At 58.2% G+C, this 14,726-nt stretch carries 12 protein-coding genes and 1 tRNA gene; 3 read left to right on the top strand and 10 right to left on the bottom strand.

Annotated elements, in window-relative coordinates; genetic code table 11:
• Positions 1-199: 199 nt before the first annotated feature.
• Complete coding sequence (locus ADB02_RS09085; RefSeq protein WP_049172598.1) at positions 200-1,093, bottom strand: hypothetical protein; 894 nt, start codon at positions 1,091-1,093, stop codon at positions 200-202.
• A 304-nt stretch (positions 1,094-1,397) separates the two neighbouring features.
• On the opposite strand from ADB02_RS09085, the gene ADB02_RS09080 reads away from it, so the two are divergent.
• Positions 1,398-1,934, top strand: a complete 537-nt coding sequence (locus ADB02_RS09080) for a peptidylprolyl isomerase (protein WP_369707163.1) — start codon at positions 1,398-1,400, stop codon at positions 1,932-1,934.
• 697 nt (positions 1,935-2,631) lie between these two features.
• Here the strand turns inward: ADB02_RS09080 and crgA are convergent.
• Positions 2,632-2,901, bottom strand: coding sequence for a cell division protein CrgA (crgA, locus tag ADB02_RS09075; RefSeq protein WP_005511903.1), 270 nt, complete (start codon positions 2,899-2,901; stop codon positions 2,632-2,634).
• Positions 2,902-3,036: 135 nt separating this feature from the next.
• Between crgA and ADB02_RS09070 the strand changes: the two genes are divergently transcribed.
• Positions 3,037-3,708, top strand: a complete 672-nt coding sequence (locus ADB02_RS09070; protein ID WP_048731900.1) for an aminodeoxychorismate/anthranilate synthase component II — start codon at positions 3,037-3,039, stop codon at positions 3,706-3,708.
• A 3-nt stretch (positions 3,709-3,711) separates the two neighbouring features.
• On the opposite strand, the gene pknB is transcribed toward ADB02_RS09070, so the two are convergent.
• The 7 genes from pknB to ADB02_RS09035 all read right to left on the bottom strand — a co-directional run bounded on the left by pknB (position 3,712) and on the right by ADB02_RS09035 (position 12,922).
• Positions 3,712-5,769, bottom strand: a complete 2,058-nt coding sequence (gene pknB, locus ADB02_RS09065) for a Stk1 family PASTA domain-containing Ser/Thr kinase (protein ID WP_049190707.1) — start codon at positions 5,767-5,769, stop codon at positions 3,712-3,714.
• A gap of 53 nt (positions 5,770-5,822) precedes the next feature.
• Positions 5,823-7,283: a serine/threonine-protein kinase gene (locus ADB02_RS09060; RefSeq protein ID WP_049190705.1), complete on the bottom strand. Its 1,461-nt coding sequence runs from the start codon at positions 7,281-7,283 to the stop codon at positions 5,823-5,825.
• Between the two features lie 2 nt (positions 7,284-7,285).
• Complete coding sequence (locus tag ADB02_RS09055; RefSeq protein WP_049190703.1) at positions 7,286-8,722, bottom strand: penicillin-binding transpeptidase domain-containing protein; 1,437 nt, start codon at positions 8,720-8,722, stop codon at positions 7,286-7,288.
• A complete protein-coding gene (locus ADB02_RS09050) occupies positions 8,723-10,084 on the bottom strand; it encodes an FtsW/RodA/SpoVE family cell cycle protein (RefSeq protein ID WP_080969613.1) in 1,362 nt (453 codons plus the stop codon).
• The gene (locus ADB02_RS09045) at positions 10,081-11,415 is read right to left on the bottom strand and encodes a PP2C family protein-serine/threonine phosphatase (protein ID WP_016421757.1); all 1,335 of its coding nucleotides are present in this window, start codon (positions 11,413-11,415) and stop codon (positions 10,081-10,083) included. Before ADB02_RS09045 ends, ADB02_RS09050 begins: the two co-directional genes overlap by 4 nt.
• A complete protein-coding gene (locus ADB02_RS09040; RefSeq protein ID WP_016421758.1) occupies positions 11,412-11,873 on the bottom strand; it encodes an FHA domain-containing protein FhaB/FipA in 462 nt (153 codons plus the stop codon). Before ADB02_RS09040 ends, ADB02_RS09045 begins: the two co-directional genes overlap by 4 nt.
• Before the next feature lie 149 nt (positions 11,874-12,022).
• Entirely contained in the window at positions 12,023-12,922 is a 900-nt protein-coding gene (locus ADB02_RS09035; RefSeq protein ID WP_049190701.1) for a DUF3662 and FHA domain-containing protein, read from the bottom strand.
• Between the two features lie 264 nt (positions 12,923-13,186).
• Here ADB02_RS09035 and ADB02_RS09030 point away from each other — a divergent pair.
• A tRNA-Leu gene (locus tag ADB02_RS09030) sits at positions 13,187-13,270 on the top strand.
• A 119-nt stretch (positions 13,271-13,389) separates the two neighbouring features.
• Here the strand turns inward: ADB02_RS09030 and ADB02_RS09025 are convergent.
• Positions 13,390-14,574 (bottom strand): IS256-like element IS3503 family transposase, encoded by a 1,185-nt coding sequence (locus ADB02_RS09025; protein ID WP_011018353.1) that lies wholly within the window; start codon positions 14,572-14,574, stop codon positions 13,390-13,392.
• Positions 14,575-14,726 lie beyond the last annotated feature (152 nt).

Raw genomic sequence — 14,726 nt, 5'->3', positions numbered from 1 at the left:
TCCTGGTCGAAAGTGGTGATGCATTCACCGCCTGAACCTACCGGCTTGAAACTGTCATAAACTTGCACAGTTTCACATTTGCAGCCCGTCTTTCTGAAGTTGTCAGGTTTGCTGCTTAACCAAAAACGCCCGACCGCCTGCGCATCAACTGCACAGAACAATCGGGCGTGAAAAGGCTTTTGGCTATCTAGCCGCCTATTTACTTCTTGCGAGCCTGACCCGGCTTCGGAGCCGGCTTGGACGGCTTGGAAGAGATCTTCTTAGCGTCGTCAGCGTTCTTCTTCTCGGTCTTGACCTCGTCGACCTTGATTTGAGCCTGCTTGGAAGCCTCTGCGGCCTTCTCCTCAGTGGTCTCCTTGGCCTTAGCAGCCTTGTCCTTGGCCTCGTCGGCCTTGTCGGCTGCCTTGCCCTTTACCTCTTCAGCCTTGTCCTTAGCCTCAGAAGCCTTCTCTTCAACGGTCTCCTTGACCTCTGCGGCCTTCTCTTCGACCTTGTGCTTAACTTCCTGGGCCTTCTGCTGGTACGGAGCTGGGTCAACCGGGAGCTTGTCGTCCTTGCGCAGCTTCCAAACGATGACACCGACGATTGCTGCAACAACAGCGAAGACCAGGGAAGCGGTTGCGATGCGACCGTTCTTGGCGCGCTGCTCTTCCTTACCGGTTACCTTGTCGATAGCCTTCTGGGTACGCACCTCGAGGTCCTTGCGAGCCTTCTTGGCCTTCTTTTCAGCCTTCTTAGCCTCGCAGCGAGCCTTGCAACGGGTCTTCTTGCCCTTGCGCTTAGCGTCCTTCTCGGCCTGCTTCGCAGCCTTCTTAGCCTGCTTCTTGGTCTCCTTGGACTTCTTCTCAACCTTGCCGGTCAGTTCTTCGGCCTGCTCAGCGAGCTGATCGCGGGCGTCGGAAACCTTTTCCTTAACGTCTTCCGCCCAATTGGTTGCTGCGTCCTTTGCTGCCTCGTTCTGTGCAGCTGCCACCTTCTTAGCCTCCTGCATCGTGTCGTAGAGCTCTGCAGCCTTCTTGTCCCGGTAATCCGAGTAGCTGTCGTAAGCGGACTTCAGTCCCTTGACAGCCAGCGAGATTGCGTTGGGGTTCATGACTCTCCTTTATTAGTGCGTCGCCAACAGGCATCGCCTTTAATTCTCAATCAATGATTAATACTGCTGCGGCGCCAGTGCCTCTGAGACCAAGATGCTTCTAAGTCCAAGAGCTAGGGCCCAGTTAGGCCTAGCGCCGAAATATTTGCAGCAGGCTCACATTCCAGCTTAGGCACTATTTGGCCTCCATGGGGGTCAACGAAGAACTCTTTTCCTTATCTTGAGAAACATTTTCGCTGGTTTCTGCCACGGAGAAACTCACCAGTAGGAGCAATTGGCCACCAAGGTCGGTATCCTAAGGAACGTGACTATTAAGACTGCTACTGCAACTGTGCACACCAACCATGGCGATATCGTGATTGACCTGTTCGGCAACCACGCGCCGAATACCGTCGACAACTTCATCGGCCTGGCAGAAGGCACCAAGGAGTACAAGGGGCAGAACGCCTCTGGCACCGAGTCCGGCCCGTTCTACGATGAGGCCATCTTCCACCGCATCATCGCTGGATTCATGATTCAGGGTGGTGACCCGCTGGGCACCGGCACCGGCGGCCCGGGCTACATGTTCGACGATGAGATTCACCCGGAGCTCCAGTTCGATCGTCCGTACCTGCTCGCTATGGCAAACGCCGGCAAGCGCGGCGGCCGTGGTACCAACGGTTCCCAGTTCTTCATCACCGTTGTTCCGACCCCGCACCTCAATGGCGCTCACACCATCTTCGGTGAGGTCGCTGATGATGCCTCGAAGAAGGTTGTCGACGAGATCGCTCGTGTGGCTACCGATCACTGGGATCGCCCGCTGGAGCCGGTCGTGATTACCTCCATCGACATCGAGAAGTAATCCGCTAGCTTCTACGCTCTTTAACCCGTCCGGTTGTTCCGGGCGGGTTTTTTCATGCCCATTCTCGCTTTACGACGGCCCGTAACTTCAATGTTGTGTTTAGGGGTAGTGGGGGTAGTAGCACATCGTGTTGATTCTCCACATGTCCACAGCCCTGTGGAAAAAATACTCCACTGTTCACCTAGGTGAACACGGGCCAAGAAGCACGTTACGGGTTCCAATTTTCACAAATTACAACAATTCACAGTTGTCCACAGACTTGTGCACATGTGTGGATAATTCCATTCTTGTAATTTACGAACCAGCGTTCGAAAGTGGTCGAACTCCGCAGAATATTGGAGTTACGCACAACTTGACTTGCAACTATGTTACTTGTTCACAGAGTTATCCACAGGCTGTGGATACTGTGGACACAGGGGATAGAACCAAAGTTGTCATGCTTTACGGTTTCTGTCACGTAACCCGTGAGAAATTTGGGACGAAATCTCTCCACAGTTATCCACAAATTACATGATTGTTACACAGGTTTCTGTGGATAACTTTTTTGCGCGATCAGTAGGAGGGAAATCCTCATTCGTCGAAAAACGTGTGGGAAACGGGTGTATTGACGGGGTGAATTGACCTGGGTTTTTAGGTATGAAAAAAAGGCGCATCCAAAAGTGGATGCGCCTGAGGGGGTGCGATGTATTAGAGCTGACTAACGCCAACCCATAGTCATCAGCAGACCAACAATGAAAAGACCAAAGCCGATGACGTAGTTCCATGCGTTCAAAGTCACCATGAACGGAATATGCGGACCCGCGATGTAGTTGACCAGCAGCCAGCCCAAACCAATCAGCATGAACCCGAACATCAGCACCTTGTACCACACCGGCGTCTGAGTGCTGTTGATTTTGACCGGGGTACGGCTGACGGAGGAGCCACCGGATTGTGGTGAATTAGTGCTTTCGATCTTTGCCTTAGGCATAGCGCTTTAAACTCCTTAGGTTGTGGTCAGCAGGTTGCGATCAGCGCGGTATCTACACTCCCGCGGTATATGCATAATTGTAAACTTTGCATCCGAACTTACCAGTGGAGTTCGCAGGCAGTAGAATTCCCAGTTATGCAGATTCTCGTCGTCGATAACTATGACAGCTTCGTATTCAATCTGGTCCAGTACATAGGCCAGCTCGGCGAAACGGTTACTGTCTGGCGCAATGATGATGCGCGTCTCCGCGATGTTGACGACGTCGTAAAGCAATTTGATGCAATCCTACTGTCGCCCGGTCCCGGTGAGCCGTCTAATGCGGGGTGGACAGAGGACATTATTCGCGCGGTGAGCAGGCAGGACGAGCCGACACCGGTGTTGGGTGTGTGCTTGGGTCACCAGGCGATTGGTGAGGTCTTTGGTGCGCAGGTCGTGCGTGCCGACGAGCTGTTGCACGGCAAGACCTCCCCGGTCACTCATGACGGCACGGGTGTTCTGGCCGATGTGCCCAGTCCTTTTATTGCCACGCGCTACCACTCGTTGACGGTGGATCCGAAGACACTGCCGGAGGAGCTCATTGCCACGGCATTCACCGATTCGGGCATGCTGATGGCGATGCGCCACCGCGACCTGCCGATTCACGGCGTGCAGTACCACCCGGAGTCGGTACTCACCCAGTACGGGCACCGCATGCTGGTCAATTGGCTGCGGCTGGCCGGCGGTGAGTACACCGAGGAACTCCTGGCGGAGTTGGAAGAGCAGCAGGCCGTGTACCAGCGCGCCTTCTCAGACGTGCTGGCACACTAGCCGCTAGTTAGGCAGCAGATCCGGCAGCCTTATGGGAGGTTCCGGAGCAGGCCGTTCCTCTGAAGAGCTCTCCGGGGCAACCCCCAGCCGGTAGGCGCGCAGGGTGACCTCGCCGTCCTTGTTGAGCTTGGAGCCGGCTGACGGGTTGGCTTTCTCCACGTGGTCGACCTTGGACAGGTCCAGCGTGGTGACTTCCTCGGTGCGGATAGTTCCCTCGAAGCCGGCATCGGTGAGTGCCTTCTCCGCATCGCTGAGAGTCTGGCCCTCAACTCGTGGCATCTTAATTTGGTTGCCGCGCGAAACGTGCAGCTCGACAGTCGTTCCGACGGTGAGCTCCGTGCCCTTCTGGGGAACCTCAACAACGGTTCCCTGTTCCTCAGTGGAGTCAACCTCCACCACCTCGACAACGAAACCAGCGGACTCGAGGGTCGTGCGGGCGGAATCCAACCTCTGACCAGTGACATCCGGAACAGTCTTGGTCTCGATACCGGAGGAGACAGTCAAAGTTACGCGCGTTCCCTTCGACACCTGAGAACCGGCAGCTGGAGACTGCTCGATGACATTGCCGCGCGGAACGTCCTCACTCGGTTCCTCTTGCAGCTTCGGATTGACGACAAGCCCCGCCTCCTCGAGTAGGCGGCGAGCTTCCTCGGCCTGTTTGTCGCGTACATCCGGCACATTGGTCAACTCTGGGCCCGAAGATACGCGCAGCTTGATACGAGATCCCTGCGGCAACCCCGATCCGACGCCCGGTTCGGTGGCAATCACCGTGTCTCGGGGCACATCTGGGTTCGGCTCGTCGACGCGGTTGACCACGAAACCAGCCTGCTCGAGAACCTGCGTCGCCTCATTGACATTTAGGCCCTCGACCTGCGGAATGGCAACGGTCTCGACCTCGGTGGACGAGTTGAAAAGCTGGTAGGCGCCGTAGCCGACACCGCCAAGAGCGACCAGCGCAGCAGCCGCCAGTGCGACAGTCTTTCCTGCGCCACCCTTCTTTTTCTCAGGCTCGTCAGTGTTAGCAATCTGAGCAGGGGCTTCCGGTTGGGCAGCTGCTCTCTCCGGTTCCGGAGCAGGGACAGGGGCCGGGGCCGGAGTTGCCTGCTGTGCAGGGGTCACCCGGGTCTCAGCATCCGATGGAGTTGCCGGAAGGAATTCGGTGGTCGTCGCGTCGTCGTCATGCGCGCCGTGGTGCGCCAGCGCCAACGGATCCTCGCCGCGTGCAAGACGACGCAAATCCTGGGCGAAGTCCTCTGCGGAGTCGTAGCGCTCCATCGGGTCCTTGGCCATCGCGGTCAGCAGCACCGCGTCGAGGGCCTGAGCCGTGTTTGGGTCGGTGTTGAGCTTCCCCGAAGGTCGCGGCGGCTGGTCCTGAACGTGCTGGTAAGCGACAGAAAGAGGGGTTTCACCGGTGAATGGCGGGGCGCCCGTGACGGCCTCGAAAAGTACGCAGCCGACAGCGTAAATATCGGAACGGGCATCGGCGGTCTTACCGCGCGCCTGCTCCGGCGAGAGGTATTGCGCGGTACCCAGCACCGCCGCAGTTTGCGTCATCGTGGTGGAATCACCGAGCGCGCGAGCGATGCCGAAGTCCATCACCTTCACCTTGCCGGTGTTGGTCAGCATGATGTTCGCTGGCTTGATGTCACGGTGAATAATGCCCGCATGGTGGGATGCCGTCAGCGCATCACACACCGATGCCATGATCGATGCGGCCTTCTTCGGGTCGAGCCGCCCCTCACGACGAACAAGATCACGCAGGGTCTCGCCCTGAATCAGCTCCATGACAATGAAAGGCACGCGCCCCATCGGGCTATCCGTCTCGCCGGTGTCGTACACCGACACGATCGACGGGTGATTCAGCAGCGCTGAGTTTTTCGCTTCACGACGGAACCTTGCGAGGAAGTTCTCATCCCTGGCAAGGTCGGCCCTCATCATCTTGACCGCGACAGAGCGACCGAGAACAGTATCTTCAGCGCGGTAGACATCGGACATGCCGCCAACGCCAATGAGCTCGCCGAGCCGATAACGGCCGGAGAGGAGATCGTCATTGCCAGACATTGTTCGTCAGTCCCTTCGGAAGGATTTCCACCAAAACATCTTGTACCTGAATATTACTGTGCATCTGGAGTCCCCAAGGTATTACCGGAGTCATTTCCTAGGGGCAATTGAATACCGGGCAGACCACCGCCGCTGGAGTCGTCGCCACTGTTGTCGCCACTGTCGTTGCCCGAATCCTGAGTCGGTTCGGACGTTTCCGGAGCGGTCTCGCTGGTGTCCTGCTCAGTGGAGCTGTCAGAGGCACCGTCATTGTTGCCGCCGTCGTTATTTCCCCAGTTACCGGAATTGTCTCCCGACCAACCGTAACCAGAACCGTCGTTGGGGTCGGTGTTTTCCTCTGTGGTTTGCTGCTGTGACTGGTTCGGAATGTACTGCTCCAAGTTCGGAATGGTTGGCAGTGAACCGGTAGTCGACAGCGAATAGACGACTGCGATAGCACCGGCCAGCAACACTAGCAGCACCAACAGCGCAATGCTGCCGCAGCCACAACCGCAGCCGCTGCGCTTCTTTGCCGGCTTACGCTGTCGGGCGGGTCGCTGCGGTGGCCGCTGCGGTTGCTGCTGTGGCTGCGACACCGGCATGGGCGGTCGCGTCATGGCACCGAGTTCGGTGGTCGCCGGGTTGGCAGCGTTGGATTGACGGTGCACCGTTGGGGTCACACCACGCGGCTGCGGTGGGCGGTGCCCCGCGCGCACTCGCAAAACAGCCTGTGCCAGCTCACGGCCATCGGCATAGCGACGCTGCGGATCCTTGCGCAGCATAATGCCGATAAGTTCGCGGATATGCGGATTGACCGTCGGCGCCAACGCAGGTGGTGCCTCGTTGATGTGTGCCACGGCAACCGCGACGGTGGAGTCGCCCTGGAAGGGCCGGGCGCCGGCCACCATTTCGTAGGCGACACAGCCAAGCGAGTAGATGTCTGTCGCCGGACTCACCTGTTTGCCCTGCGCCTGCTCCGGTGAGACATACTGCGCGGTACCGACGACCATGCCGGTACGCGTCAGAGGCACCGCTTCAGCGGCTTTGGCAATGCCAAAGTCGGTAATTTTCACCGTGCCCTCCGGCGTCACCAGGAGGTTGCCTGGCTTAATGTCGCGGTGGACAAGGTTCGCAGCGTGAATTGCCGACAGGCCGTGTGCAGTCTGCTCCAGAACGTCGAGCATCAGGTGCTCTGGCAGGGTGCGACGCCGCTGCAGCACCTGCGACAGAGATTCGCCACGGATGTACTCCATGACGATGTAACACGCGCCGTGGCTGCCGATGTCGCCTTCCTCGTAGGTGACAATCTTCACCACGTTTGGGCTGTTGACGCTGCGCGCAGCGGCGGCTTCGTTCTGGAAACGCTGCCGGAACTCGTAGTTGTCCGAGTACTCCTGGTTCAGAAGTTTGATTGCAACCAGTTCGCCGCTCGTGGCGTCGTCGGCAAGCCAGACGGTGGACATGCCGCCACGGCCGAGCAGACGGCGGACGTGATATCGGTCGCCAACGATGTCTTGAACTTGGTGGGCATCCATGCTTATCGACCCGCCTGTTCGACCGCGTTAATGAGTGCACGGCCAATCGGGGCAGCAACGGAGGCGCCGGTAGCGCCCTGGCCCTGGCCGCCACCGTTTTCCACGACGACAGCCACGGCGACATCGGAGTCCGGCGCGAAGGCGATGTACCAGACGTGCGGCGCGTACTCGCCGCGGACAGCACCGTGTTCGGCGGTACCGGTCTTGGAGGCAATACGCGAACCGTTACCGCCCGAGTGCGACTCGGAGCCGCGCATCAGCTCAGTTACGGTCTCCGCGACCTCCGGCGAAATCGCCTCGCCGGCTTCAATCGGCTTGAAGGATTTGATCTCGGAGAGGTCGGCACCGCGCACCGATTTGATGATCTGGGGTTCCATGCGCACGCCGCCGTTGGCAATCGTGGCGGCGATGATGGCGTTGTCCAGCGGCGTGAAGGACACGTCGCGCTGACCAATGGAGGTCTGACCCAGCGAGGACTGATCCGGAATATCACCGACAGCGGAGGGCTGAATCGGCAGGCCCGCGTCATCGTGGGTCTCACCGATGCCGAATCGCTTAGCGACGTCCTTGAGCGCATCGGCCCCGTACTGCATACCGAGCTCAGCGAATGCCGTATTACAGGACTGCGCGAAAGCCTGGCGGAGAGTTGTAGTAGCCCCACCACAGGTCGAGCCACCGTAGTTCTCCAACGTAGTGGTGGTATCCGGCAGCGTAATCTGCGGTGCGCCAGTGACCGAGGTGTCCGGGGAAGCGCCTTGCTCCAGTGCCGTGACCGTGGTCAACACCTTGAAAGTGGAACCCGGCGGCAGCGGACGCTGAGTGGCGTGGTTGAGCAGCGGTGCGCCCTCATTGTTGTTGAGGGACTGCCAGGTACTCTCGTCGCCGGCGGTGATGTCATTCGGGTTGAACGACGGTGTGGAGGCCATCGCGAGAATTTCACCCGTCGATGGGCGAATGGCGACGGCGGAGCCGACGTAGCCGCGTTCAGCGAGTTGTTGGTACGCAGTCCGCTGAGCGTTCGGCAACAGCGTCAGCTCCGTGGAGGCCCCAGAGGGTTCCTTGCCCGTGACCATGTCGAGGGCGCGGGAGGTAAACAGCGAAGGGTCGCTGCCGTTCAAGATCTCGTTCTGAGAGCGTTCGATACCGGCGGAGCCGTAGATGTCCGACAGGTATCCGACCACCGCGGCATATGCCTCCGGGTCGGTGTCGTAGCTGCGGTCATAGAAGCCGCTCTCGCCCTTGACCGAGTGGGCCAGAATGTCGCCGTCAGTGGTGATTTGGCCGCGAGGTTTGGACTTTTCCTCCAGGAACTGACGGCTATTCAGCGGATTGTGGGCGTACTTATCCTGCTGGAAGCCCTGGATGTAGGTCAGGTTCGCCAGTAGAAGAACGAAGAGTCCGAGAACGACAACAAAGATTTGGCGAATGGTTTTATTCATCTACTGGTTCACCTCCTGAGATGCGTTGGCATTGTCGTTGAGGCCCGAAGGGCTGCTTTGAATGCCCCAGGGGCGGTTGGCCTCGTCAGAGACGCGCAGCACGATGGCCAACATGATGTAGCTGGCCAGCAGTGAGGAACCACCGGCTGACATGAACGGAGTAGTCAGACCTGTCAGCGGCATCAGCTTGGAAACACCGGCTGCAACCACGAACAGCTGAATGGCCATCGAGAATGCGACACCGGCCGCCAGCAGCTTGCCAAAGGAATCACGTACCGCCAAGCTCGCCGAAATACCGCGGGAAATCAGAATCGCGAACAGCAGGATGATGGCACTCAGACCGGTAAAACCTAGCTCTTCACCAAAGGCCGAGAGGATGAAGTCAGAGTGTGCCACCGGAATGTTCTGTGGGTAGCCCTGGCCCAGACCGGTGCCACCGATGCCACCCCAGCTCATGCCGAACAGACCCTGGGAGAGCTGATAGCCGCCCTCGTCGTAGGAGCCCAACGGATCCAGGAAATGCGTGACTCGCGCCTGAATCTTGTCCGAAACCATGTAGACACCGACAACGCCGACGGTCACCAGCACCATGCCGATGATCAGCCAGGAACCACGACCGGTGGCAGCGTAGAGCATTGCCAGCACAGTGCCGAAGAGCACCAGCGCCGGGCCAAAGTCATTCTGCAGAGCCATGATGACGGTAGCGATGCCCCAGATCAGCAGAATCGGACCCAGGTCGCGAACACGCGGGAAATCAATGCCCAGGAAACGCTTGCCCGCCACATTGAACAGCGAGCGCTTATTCACCAGCAGCTGAGCAAAGAAGATCAGCAGCATGACCTTGGCAAACTCACCCGGCTGCATGGAAAACGGGCCGATGGAAATCCAGATGCGGGCATCAGCATTAATCGACGACGGCCACACCAGCGGTAGCGCCAACAGAATCAAGCCGCCGAGACCCAGCAGATACGAGTACTGCGACAGCGAGTGATGGTTGCGCAGCAGGACAATCACGCCGATAAACAGTGCGACACTAAGTACGGTCCACATGATCTGGTTGCGCACCAACGAGGTGTCATTGGCCAGGTCGAGGCGGTGAATCATCACCAGCCCCAAGGCATTGAGCGTGGCTGCAACCGGCAGCATCACCTGATCGGCGTTGGGCGCCACAAAGGTCAGCGCGATATGCGCCACTGCAAAAATCACAAAGAATCCGCCAATGATGTAAAAGACATCTCCGGTCAGAGAGTTACCCTGAGCCAGTTCCAGCGAAATTAGTGCCAAAAGCAACAATCCTGCCGACAGCAGCAGCAGGAGCATTTCCTTCATCCGAAGCTGTCGCTTCGTGGTAGTTTCACTCATTTTCGCACCTGCCTACAGTTGACTCCTGGCTTCGAGCCCAGCTTTTCATCCTTCTTGTCATCGTCGGAAACGGACAGACATACCGGCAGTGCCGACTCCGCCAAACGGCCAATCTGGTCGCTGACACCGTCGTAGGAATCAGCCGGCAGACCTTCCAGCGAATTGCGTGCCGCCGGCGAGAGATCTTCCGGCGTCATGATGTGGCAGTCGACCTTCTCCTTCGGCGTCCCAGCCGGAGGAAGCTGAACTTTATTGTCATCGGTCAAACAGATGAACTGATGTGGCTCTTGCAGATCGAAGCCCAGCAAACTGCCGGGCACGCCGTGCATCAGCTGCACCTGCCCGTCGACCACCGCGAGATGGTACATCGACTCCTTCTTCTGCCAGCCCCAAATACCAAGGCCGACCAACCCGGCCACCAGCACCAGCACCACAGAAATAACTAGCCACTTGCCCTTGGAAGCTTTCTTCTCCGGCGCCGAAGTCACTGCAATTTCCTGCGACTTCCGCGGGCGGAGTGCCGCCGCGCGTCCCGCTGACGTATTGGGGCGGGGGAGTTCCTCCTCCGCACTCTGTAGGGCACCGGCCAGGGCGGGCTCGTAAGGCGTGCGTGCCGACGAATCGACAACATCGGCAACCACCACGGTGATGTTATCCGGACCACCGGACTTCAACGCGTAGTCAATGAGCTTGGTAGCGGCCTCGTCCGGAGTGCCCTCCGAGAGCACATCCTTGATGGTGTCCGCGGACACTGGATCGGATAGACCATCCGAGCACAGCAGGTAGCGATCGCCCTCGTGAACATCGCGATAAGACAAAGTAGGCTCCACCGGGCGACCGGTGAGAGCCTTCAAAATCAGTGAGCGCTGAGGGTGAATTGCCGCTTCTTCTTCGGTGAGATTGCCCTCATCCACCAGGGACTGCACATAGGTGTCATCCCGGGTAATGCGGATGAGCTCCCCGTCGCGCAGCAGATAGCCACGCGAGTCACCGACATGGCACATGCCCAGGCGGGTGCCGTCGAAAAGCAGAGCAGTCAGCGTAGTGCCCATGCCTTGCGTAGAGGGGTTCTGCTCAATTTCATCCGCAATGGAGTTATTGCCCTCCATGCAGGCGCTGCGCAGGGACTCGAGCAAATCGGGGCCGGGCTGATCATTGTCCAGCCGAGAGACGGCCGCAATCATCAGCTGAGATGCGATTTCTCCGGCGGCGTGGCCACCCATGCCGTCGGCAAGCGCGAGCAGACGCGAACCCGCATAGGCGGAGTCCTCGTTGTTCTGTCGGATGAGGCCGCGGTCAGAGCGGGCCGTGTAATTCAGAGCAAGACTCATGGTTGCAACCTCAAAGTTGTACGGCCAATACGAAATTCCATACCCGAAGCCAGGCGTTCCGGCTGTTCCACGCGCTGGCCATTGAGGAATGTGCCATTGCGGGAGTCCAGATCCTCCAAGTACCAGATGCCGTCGCGGTTGATGACGCGAGCGTGCTGGCCCGAGGCGAAGTCATCGTTGAGGACGAAGGCATTCGACTCTGAACGGCCAATAGTGATGTCGCGTTGGTTGTTTAGGTTCATGCGCGAACCCGCCAGCGGCCCGGAGGTGACAAGGAGCTGATGTGGAGTCTGCGAGCGCTGGAAACGCTTGGCCGGAGCACTGCTGGCCTGCCGAAGTGGGCGCAGCGGAGCCGAGCCTGTTGTTTCTGTACGCAGGGTGCGAAGCGTCATCCAAATGAAAAACCACAGGACGACCAGCACGCCGATGCGCGAAAGCAGAAAAACGATAGCTTCCACGTCCGAGGAACCTCCTTATGTAGAGCTGGTGGGTCCGCAAACCGAACACACGGACGTAATTATTCCAGGAATGTGTCGGCAAACCTAGGGCAGTGGCATGTGAACCTGGTGAACCTCACTACTTAGCGGATCTGAATCAGCGGATTTAACTAGCGGATCTGAACTTCGAGAACAGAATGCCCCAGCGAGATTTCGTCGCCGTCAGCCAGCAGCCAGTTCTCAATGGGTTCGCCATTGACAATGGTGCCGTTGGTCGAATGCAAATCGACGAGCACAGCGTCCTGGCCATCCCACGTGATCTCGGCATGCTGGCGGGAAACACCAGTATCCGGGAGGCGGAAGTCGGAAGCGGTGCCGCGGCCGATGATGTTCGAACCATGGCGCACCTCAAATACGCGCGAGGAGCCGTCCTGCAACAGCAGGGTGACGGTCTTTTCCTGGGACTGGTCTTCACTCACGGCCGCGCTGCTCAGCTCAGTTGCCGCTTCCGGGTCGACCGCGGGGATGGGGCGGGAAGCGGTGGGGAACTGCTCAGCTTCCGGCTGCGGGTGGTAGGCGGCAGAGGTCTCTGCAGCTTGGGGTTCATCATCGCTTTGCGACGGGGCTGCGTCAGTGTTGGCATCATCTGCACTGTCGTCGAATGGGACGAACTCCGAGGTGCCCACGGTGTCCTCGGTGAAAGTGCTGGCCGTCTTCAACTGGCCGGTGTGGAGAGACTCCACTGCCTGCAGGTGGACGCTAATGGAACCGGTGAAGCCCCAGCCGTTGTTACGGCAGTAGCGCGTCATGCGGTCAGCCAACTGATTCGGCAGGTTGGGCTCGGACGCAGAAAGGTTCTTGTAGTCGGCAGCGCTGATGCCAATGCGGAAATCATTGGGTGCCAAGTACTGACCGTTGGCGTCCTGCATCAGGAAGTCTTCAATTTCCTGCTTCAGGCATTCTTCTAACTCATTCGGGACAACCTTGCCGCCGAACACGCGCGCAAAGCTGTTATCGAGCCCGCGCTGAAGCGAGCTATCGAGCTTGCGGATGCGTCCTAGGAAATCCATCTGACTAAAGAAATTCGCCTTCTCCCGCCAAACCGCGGCGGGTTACGTGAAAAAATGTGCACAAAAATTATCGATACTTAAGCAACAGTATAGAGCCCTACACCTTCAGTTAAGGGCTAGGAACTGCTGAGGTTTATCAAATAGTGACGACGGTTGTGGGGTGAGTTGCTATTGCTAAGTGCTGAAAAGTGATGGAAAACGTGCGCTGGCCTGGGGATTTGGTGGTGTATTAGCGCGGGGTGTTATAGTTCTATTCGTTCCCACGGGCGAGTGGCGGAATGGCAGACGCGCTGGCTTCAGGTGCCAGTGTCCTTTACGGACGTGGGGGTTCAAGTCCCCCTTCGCCCACAGCGAAGATCCTCGGAAGTGTAAAAGCTTCCGAGGATTTTTTGTTTCTGGGGTTGGGGTTTGGGGTGGGGCTTGGGGGTTAAGTAAAGAAAAGTGTGTCTTTTCCGGGCGTGTTGCGGTTATTTGATCCAGCCTTTTTGGATGCCGAGGTTGTGTTGGTAGCTGGTGTCGATGGCGGTGTCGTATTCTGCTGGTGCACCGATGTCATTGGTAGTGGCTGTGGTGTTGTGGGTGATCAGGTCTGTTGCTGTGGAAAGTGCGTCTTGACCCCATCGTTGGTCCCTGGCGATCTTGACCGGATCGTCAGGGACTTCTGTATGTAGATACAGCCACCAATCCATCACTGTGCGTTGATGCGGTAGTGATAGTCCGCGGTGTCTGCGGGCTAGTTCTTTTATGGGGGCGTTGATGCCACCTTCGAGGCTGTTTGTTGTTGCTGCAAGGTTGTCGGGGTCGATGGTTGTTGGTGGGGGTTGCAGGTAGGTAAACAGCAGGTCTCTGCGGTGCAGAGATAGCAATGATTGATAGGCCGCTCGGACGCGTTGGTGGGTGTAGACCTTGGTGTAGGCGCCGGTAGCAGGGTCTTTGATGGTGGTTTTCTCGTTCATCCATTCCCGGTAGGTGTGGTCGAATTCGTGCAGGTGGGCGACCCATGTGGATGCTTGGTCAAGGTCGGTGATGCGAGTGAGTTTCAGGGCTAGGCGGTAGAGGGTTTTGCCGGCATCGGTGCGGGGGTTGCTGGTGGTGTGGCGGCGGACTGTTCGTTGGGCGTGGACGAGGCAGCGTTGGATGCGTGTTGTTGGCCAGCAGTGGTGGATGGCTGATTGGGCACCTTGTCCGCCGTCTGTGACTGCGATTAGTGGTGCGGCAATGGGGCGTAGGAGTTCGGTGTAGGCGGCGGTGGTTTCGTGTCTGGCCCAGGTCCAGTTGATGACGTGGGTTTTACTGGCTGCGATCAGGAGGCATCCGGACTTTAGATAGGTCGCGTCGAGGAAGATTTGGTCATGGATGCGGAATGAGTCGATGGTGGGTGTGGGGATGATCCACCAGCACCATCGGAATCGGTGGTGCATGGTTTGCCTGGTTACGCCATGGTGTGCGGCGAAGGTGGTTAGAGATTGGGTGCCGGTGGCCCATTGGATGAACAAAGCCATGGTGGCGGTGTTTTTGTTGTGGGTTTGGGTGTTGCGGGTAAAGGAGTGTCCGCAGTGGGTGCAGCGCCAACGGGTGGTTGATTTGCTGGTGGTGCCGTTTTTCTTTGTGTTGTTGCCGCATAGTGGGCAGCTGGGGCGGTTGGTGGTCATCCTTTAATCCAACCGGTGTGCGGTTAGCACAAATGTGGCCGGAGGTGCGGGATGGTGTGGGTAATAGCTTTCGGGGAGCTATTCTTTGGTGATTTGTGGTGTGTGGTCTGGGGTTATGGTGGCATGCGGACACACTTTTCTTTACTTAACCC

This window comes from Corynebacterium sp. 212_CJEI (assembly GCF_001055915.1).
GTDB classification, from domain to species: domain Bacteria; phylum Actinomycetota; class Actinomycetes; order Mycobacteriales; family Mycobacteriaceae; genus Corynebacterium; species Corynebacterium jeikeium_D.
The sequence above is the reverse complement of the archived record's forward strand: the minus strand, read 5'-3'. Positions and strand labels throughout refer to the sequence as shown.

Excerpts from the sequence above, each read along its gene's own strand:
- ADB02_RS09055 (WP_049190703.1), bottom strand. The coding sequence starts at position 8,722 with ATGAATAAAACCATTCGCCAAATCTTTGTTGTCGTTCTCGGACTCTTC.
- pknB (WP_049190707.1), bottom strand. The coding sequence starts at position 5,769 with ATGTCTGGCAATGACGATCTCCTCTCCGGCCGTTATCGGCTCGGCGAG.
- ADB02_RS09070 (WP_048731900.1), top strand. The coding sequence starts at position 3,037 with ATGCAGATTCTCGTCGTCGATAACTATGACAGCTTCGTATTCAATCTG.
- ADB02_RS09060 (WP_049190705.1), bottom strand. The coding sequence starts at position 7,283 with ATGGATGCCCACCAAGTTCAAGACATCGTTGGCGACCGATATCACGTC.
- ADB02_RS09025 (WP_011018353.1), bottom strand. The coding sequence starts at position 14,574 with ATGACCACCAACCGCCCCAGCTGCCCACTATGCGGCAACAACACAAAG.
- ADB02_RS09050 (WP_080969613.1), bottom strand. The coding sequence starts at position 10,084 with ATGAGTGAAACTACCACGAAGCGACAGCTTCGGATGAAGGAAATGCTC.
- crgA (WP_005511903.1), bottom strand. The coding sequence starts at position 2,901 with ATGCCTAAGGCAAAGATCGAAAGCACTAATTCACCACAATCCGGTGGC.
- ADB02_RS09085 (WP_049172598.1), bottom strand. The coding sequence starts at position 1,093 with ATGAACCCCAACGCAATCTCGCTGGCTGTCAAGGGACTGAAGTCCGCT.
- ADB02_RS09035 (WP_049190701.1), bottom strand. The coding sequence starts at position 12,922 with ATGGATTTCCTAGGACGCATCCGCAAGCTCGATAGCTCGCTTCAGCGC.
- ADB02_RS09045 (WP_016421757.1), bottom strand. The coding sequence starts at position 11,415 with ATGAGTCTTGCTCTGAATTACACGGCCCGCTCTGACCGCGGCCTCATC.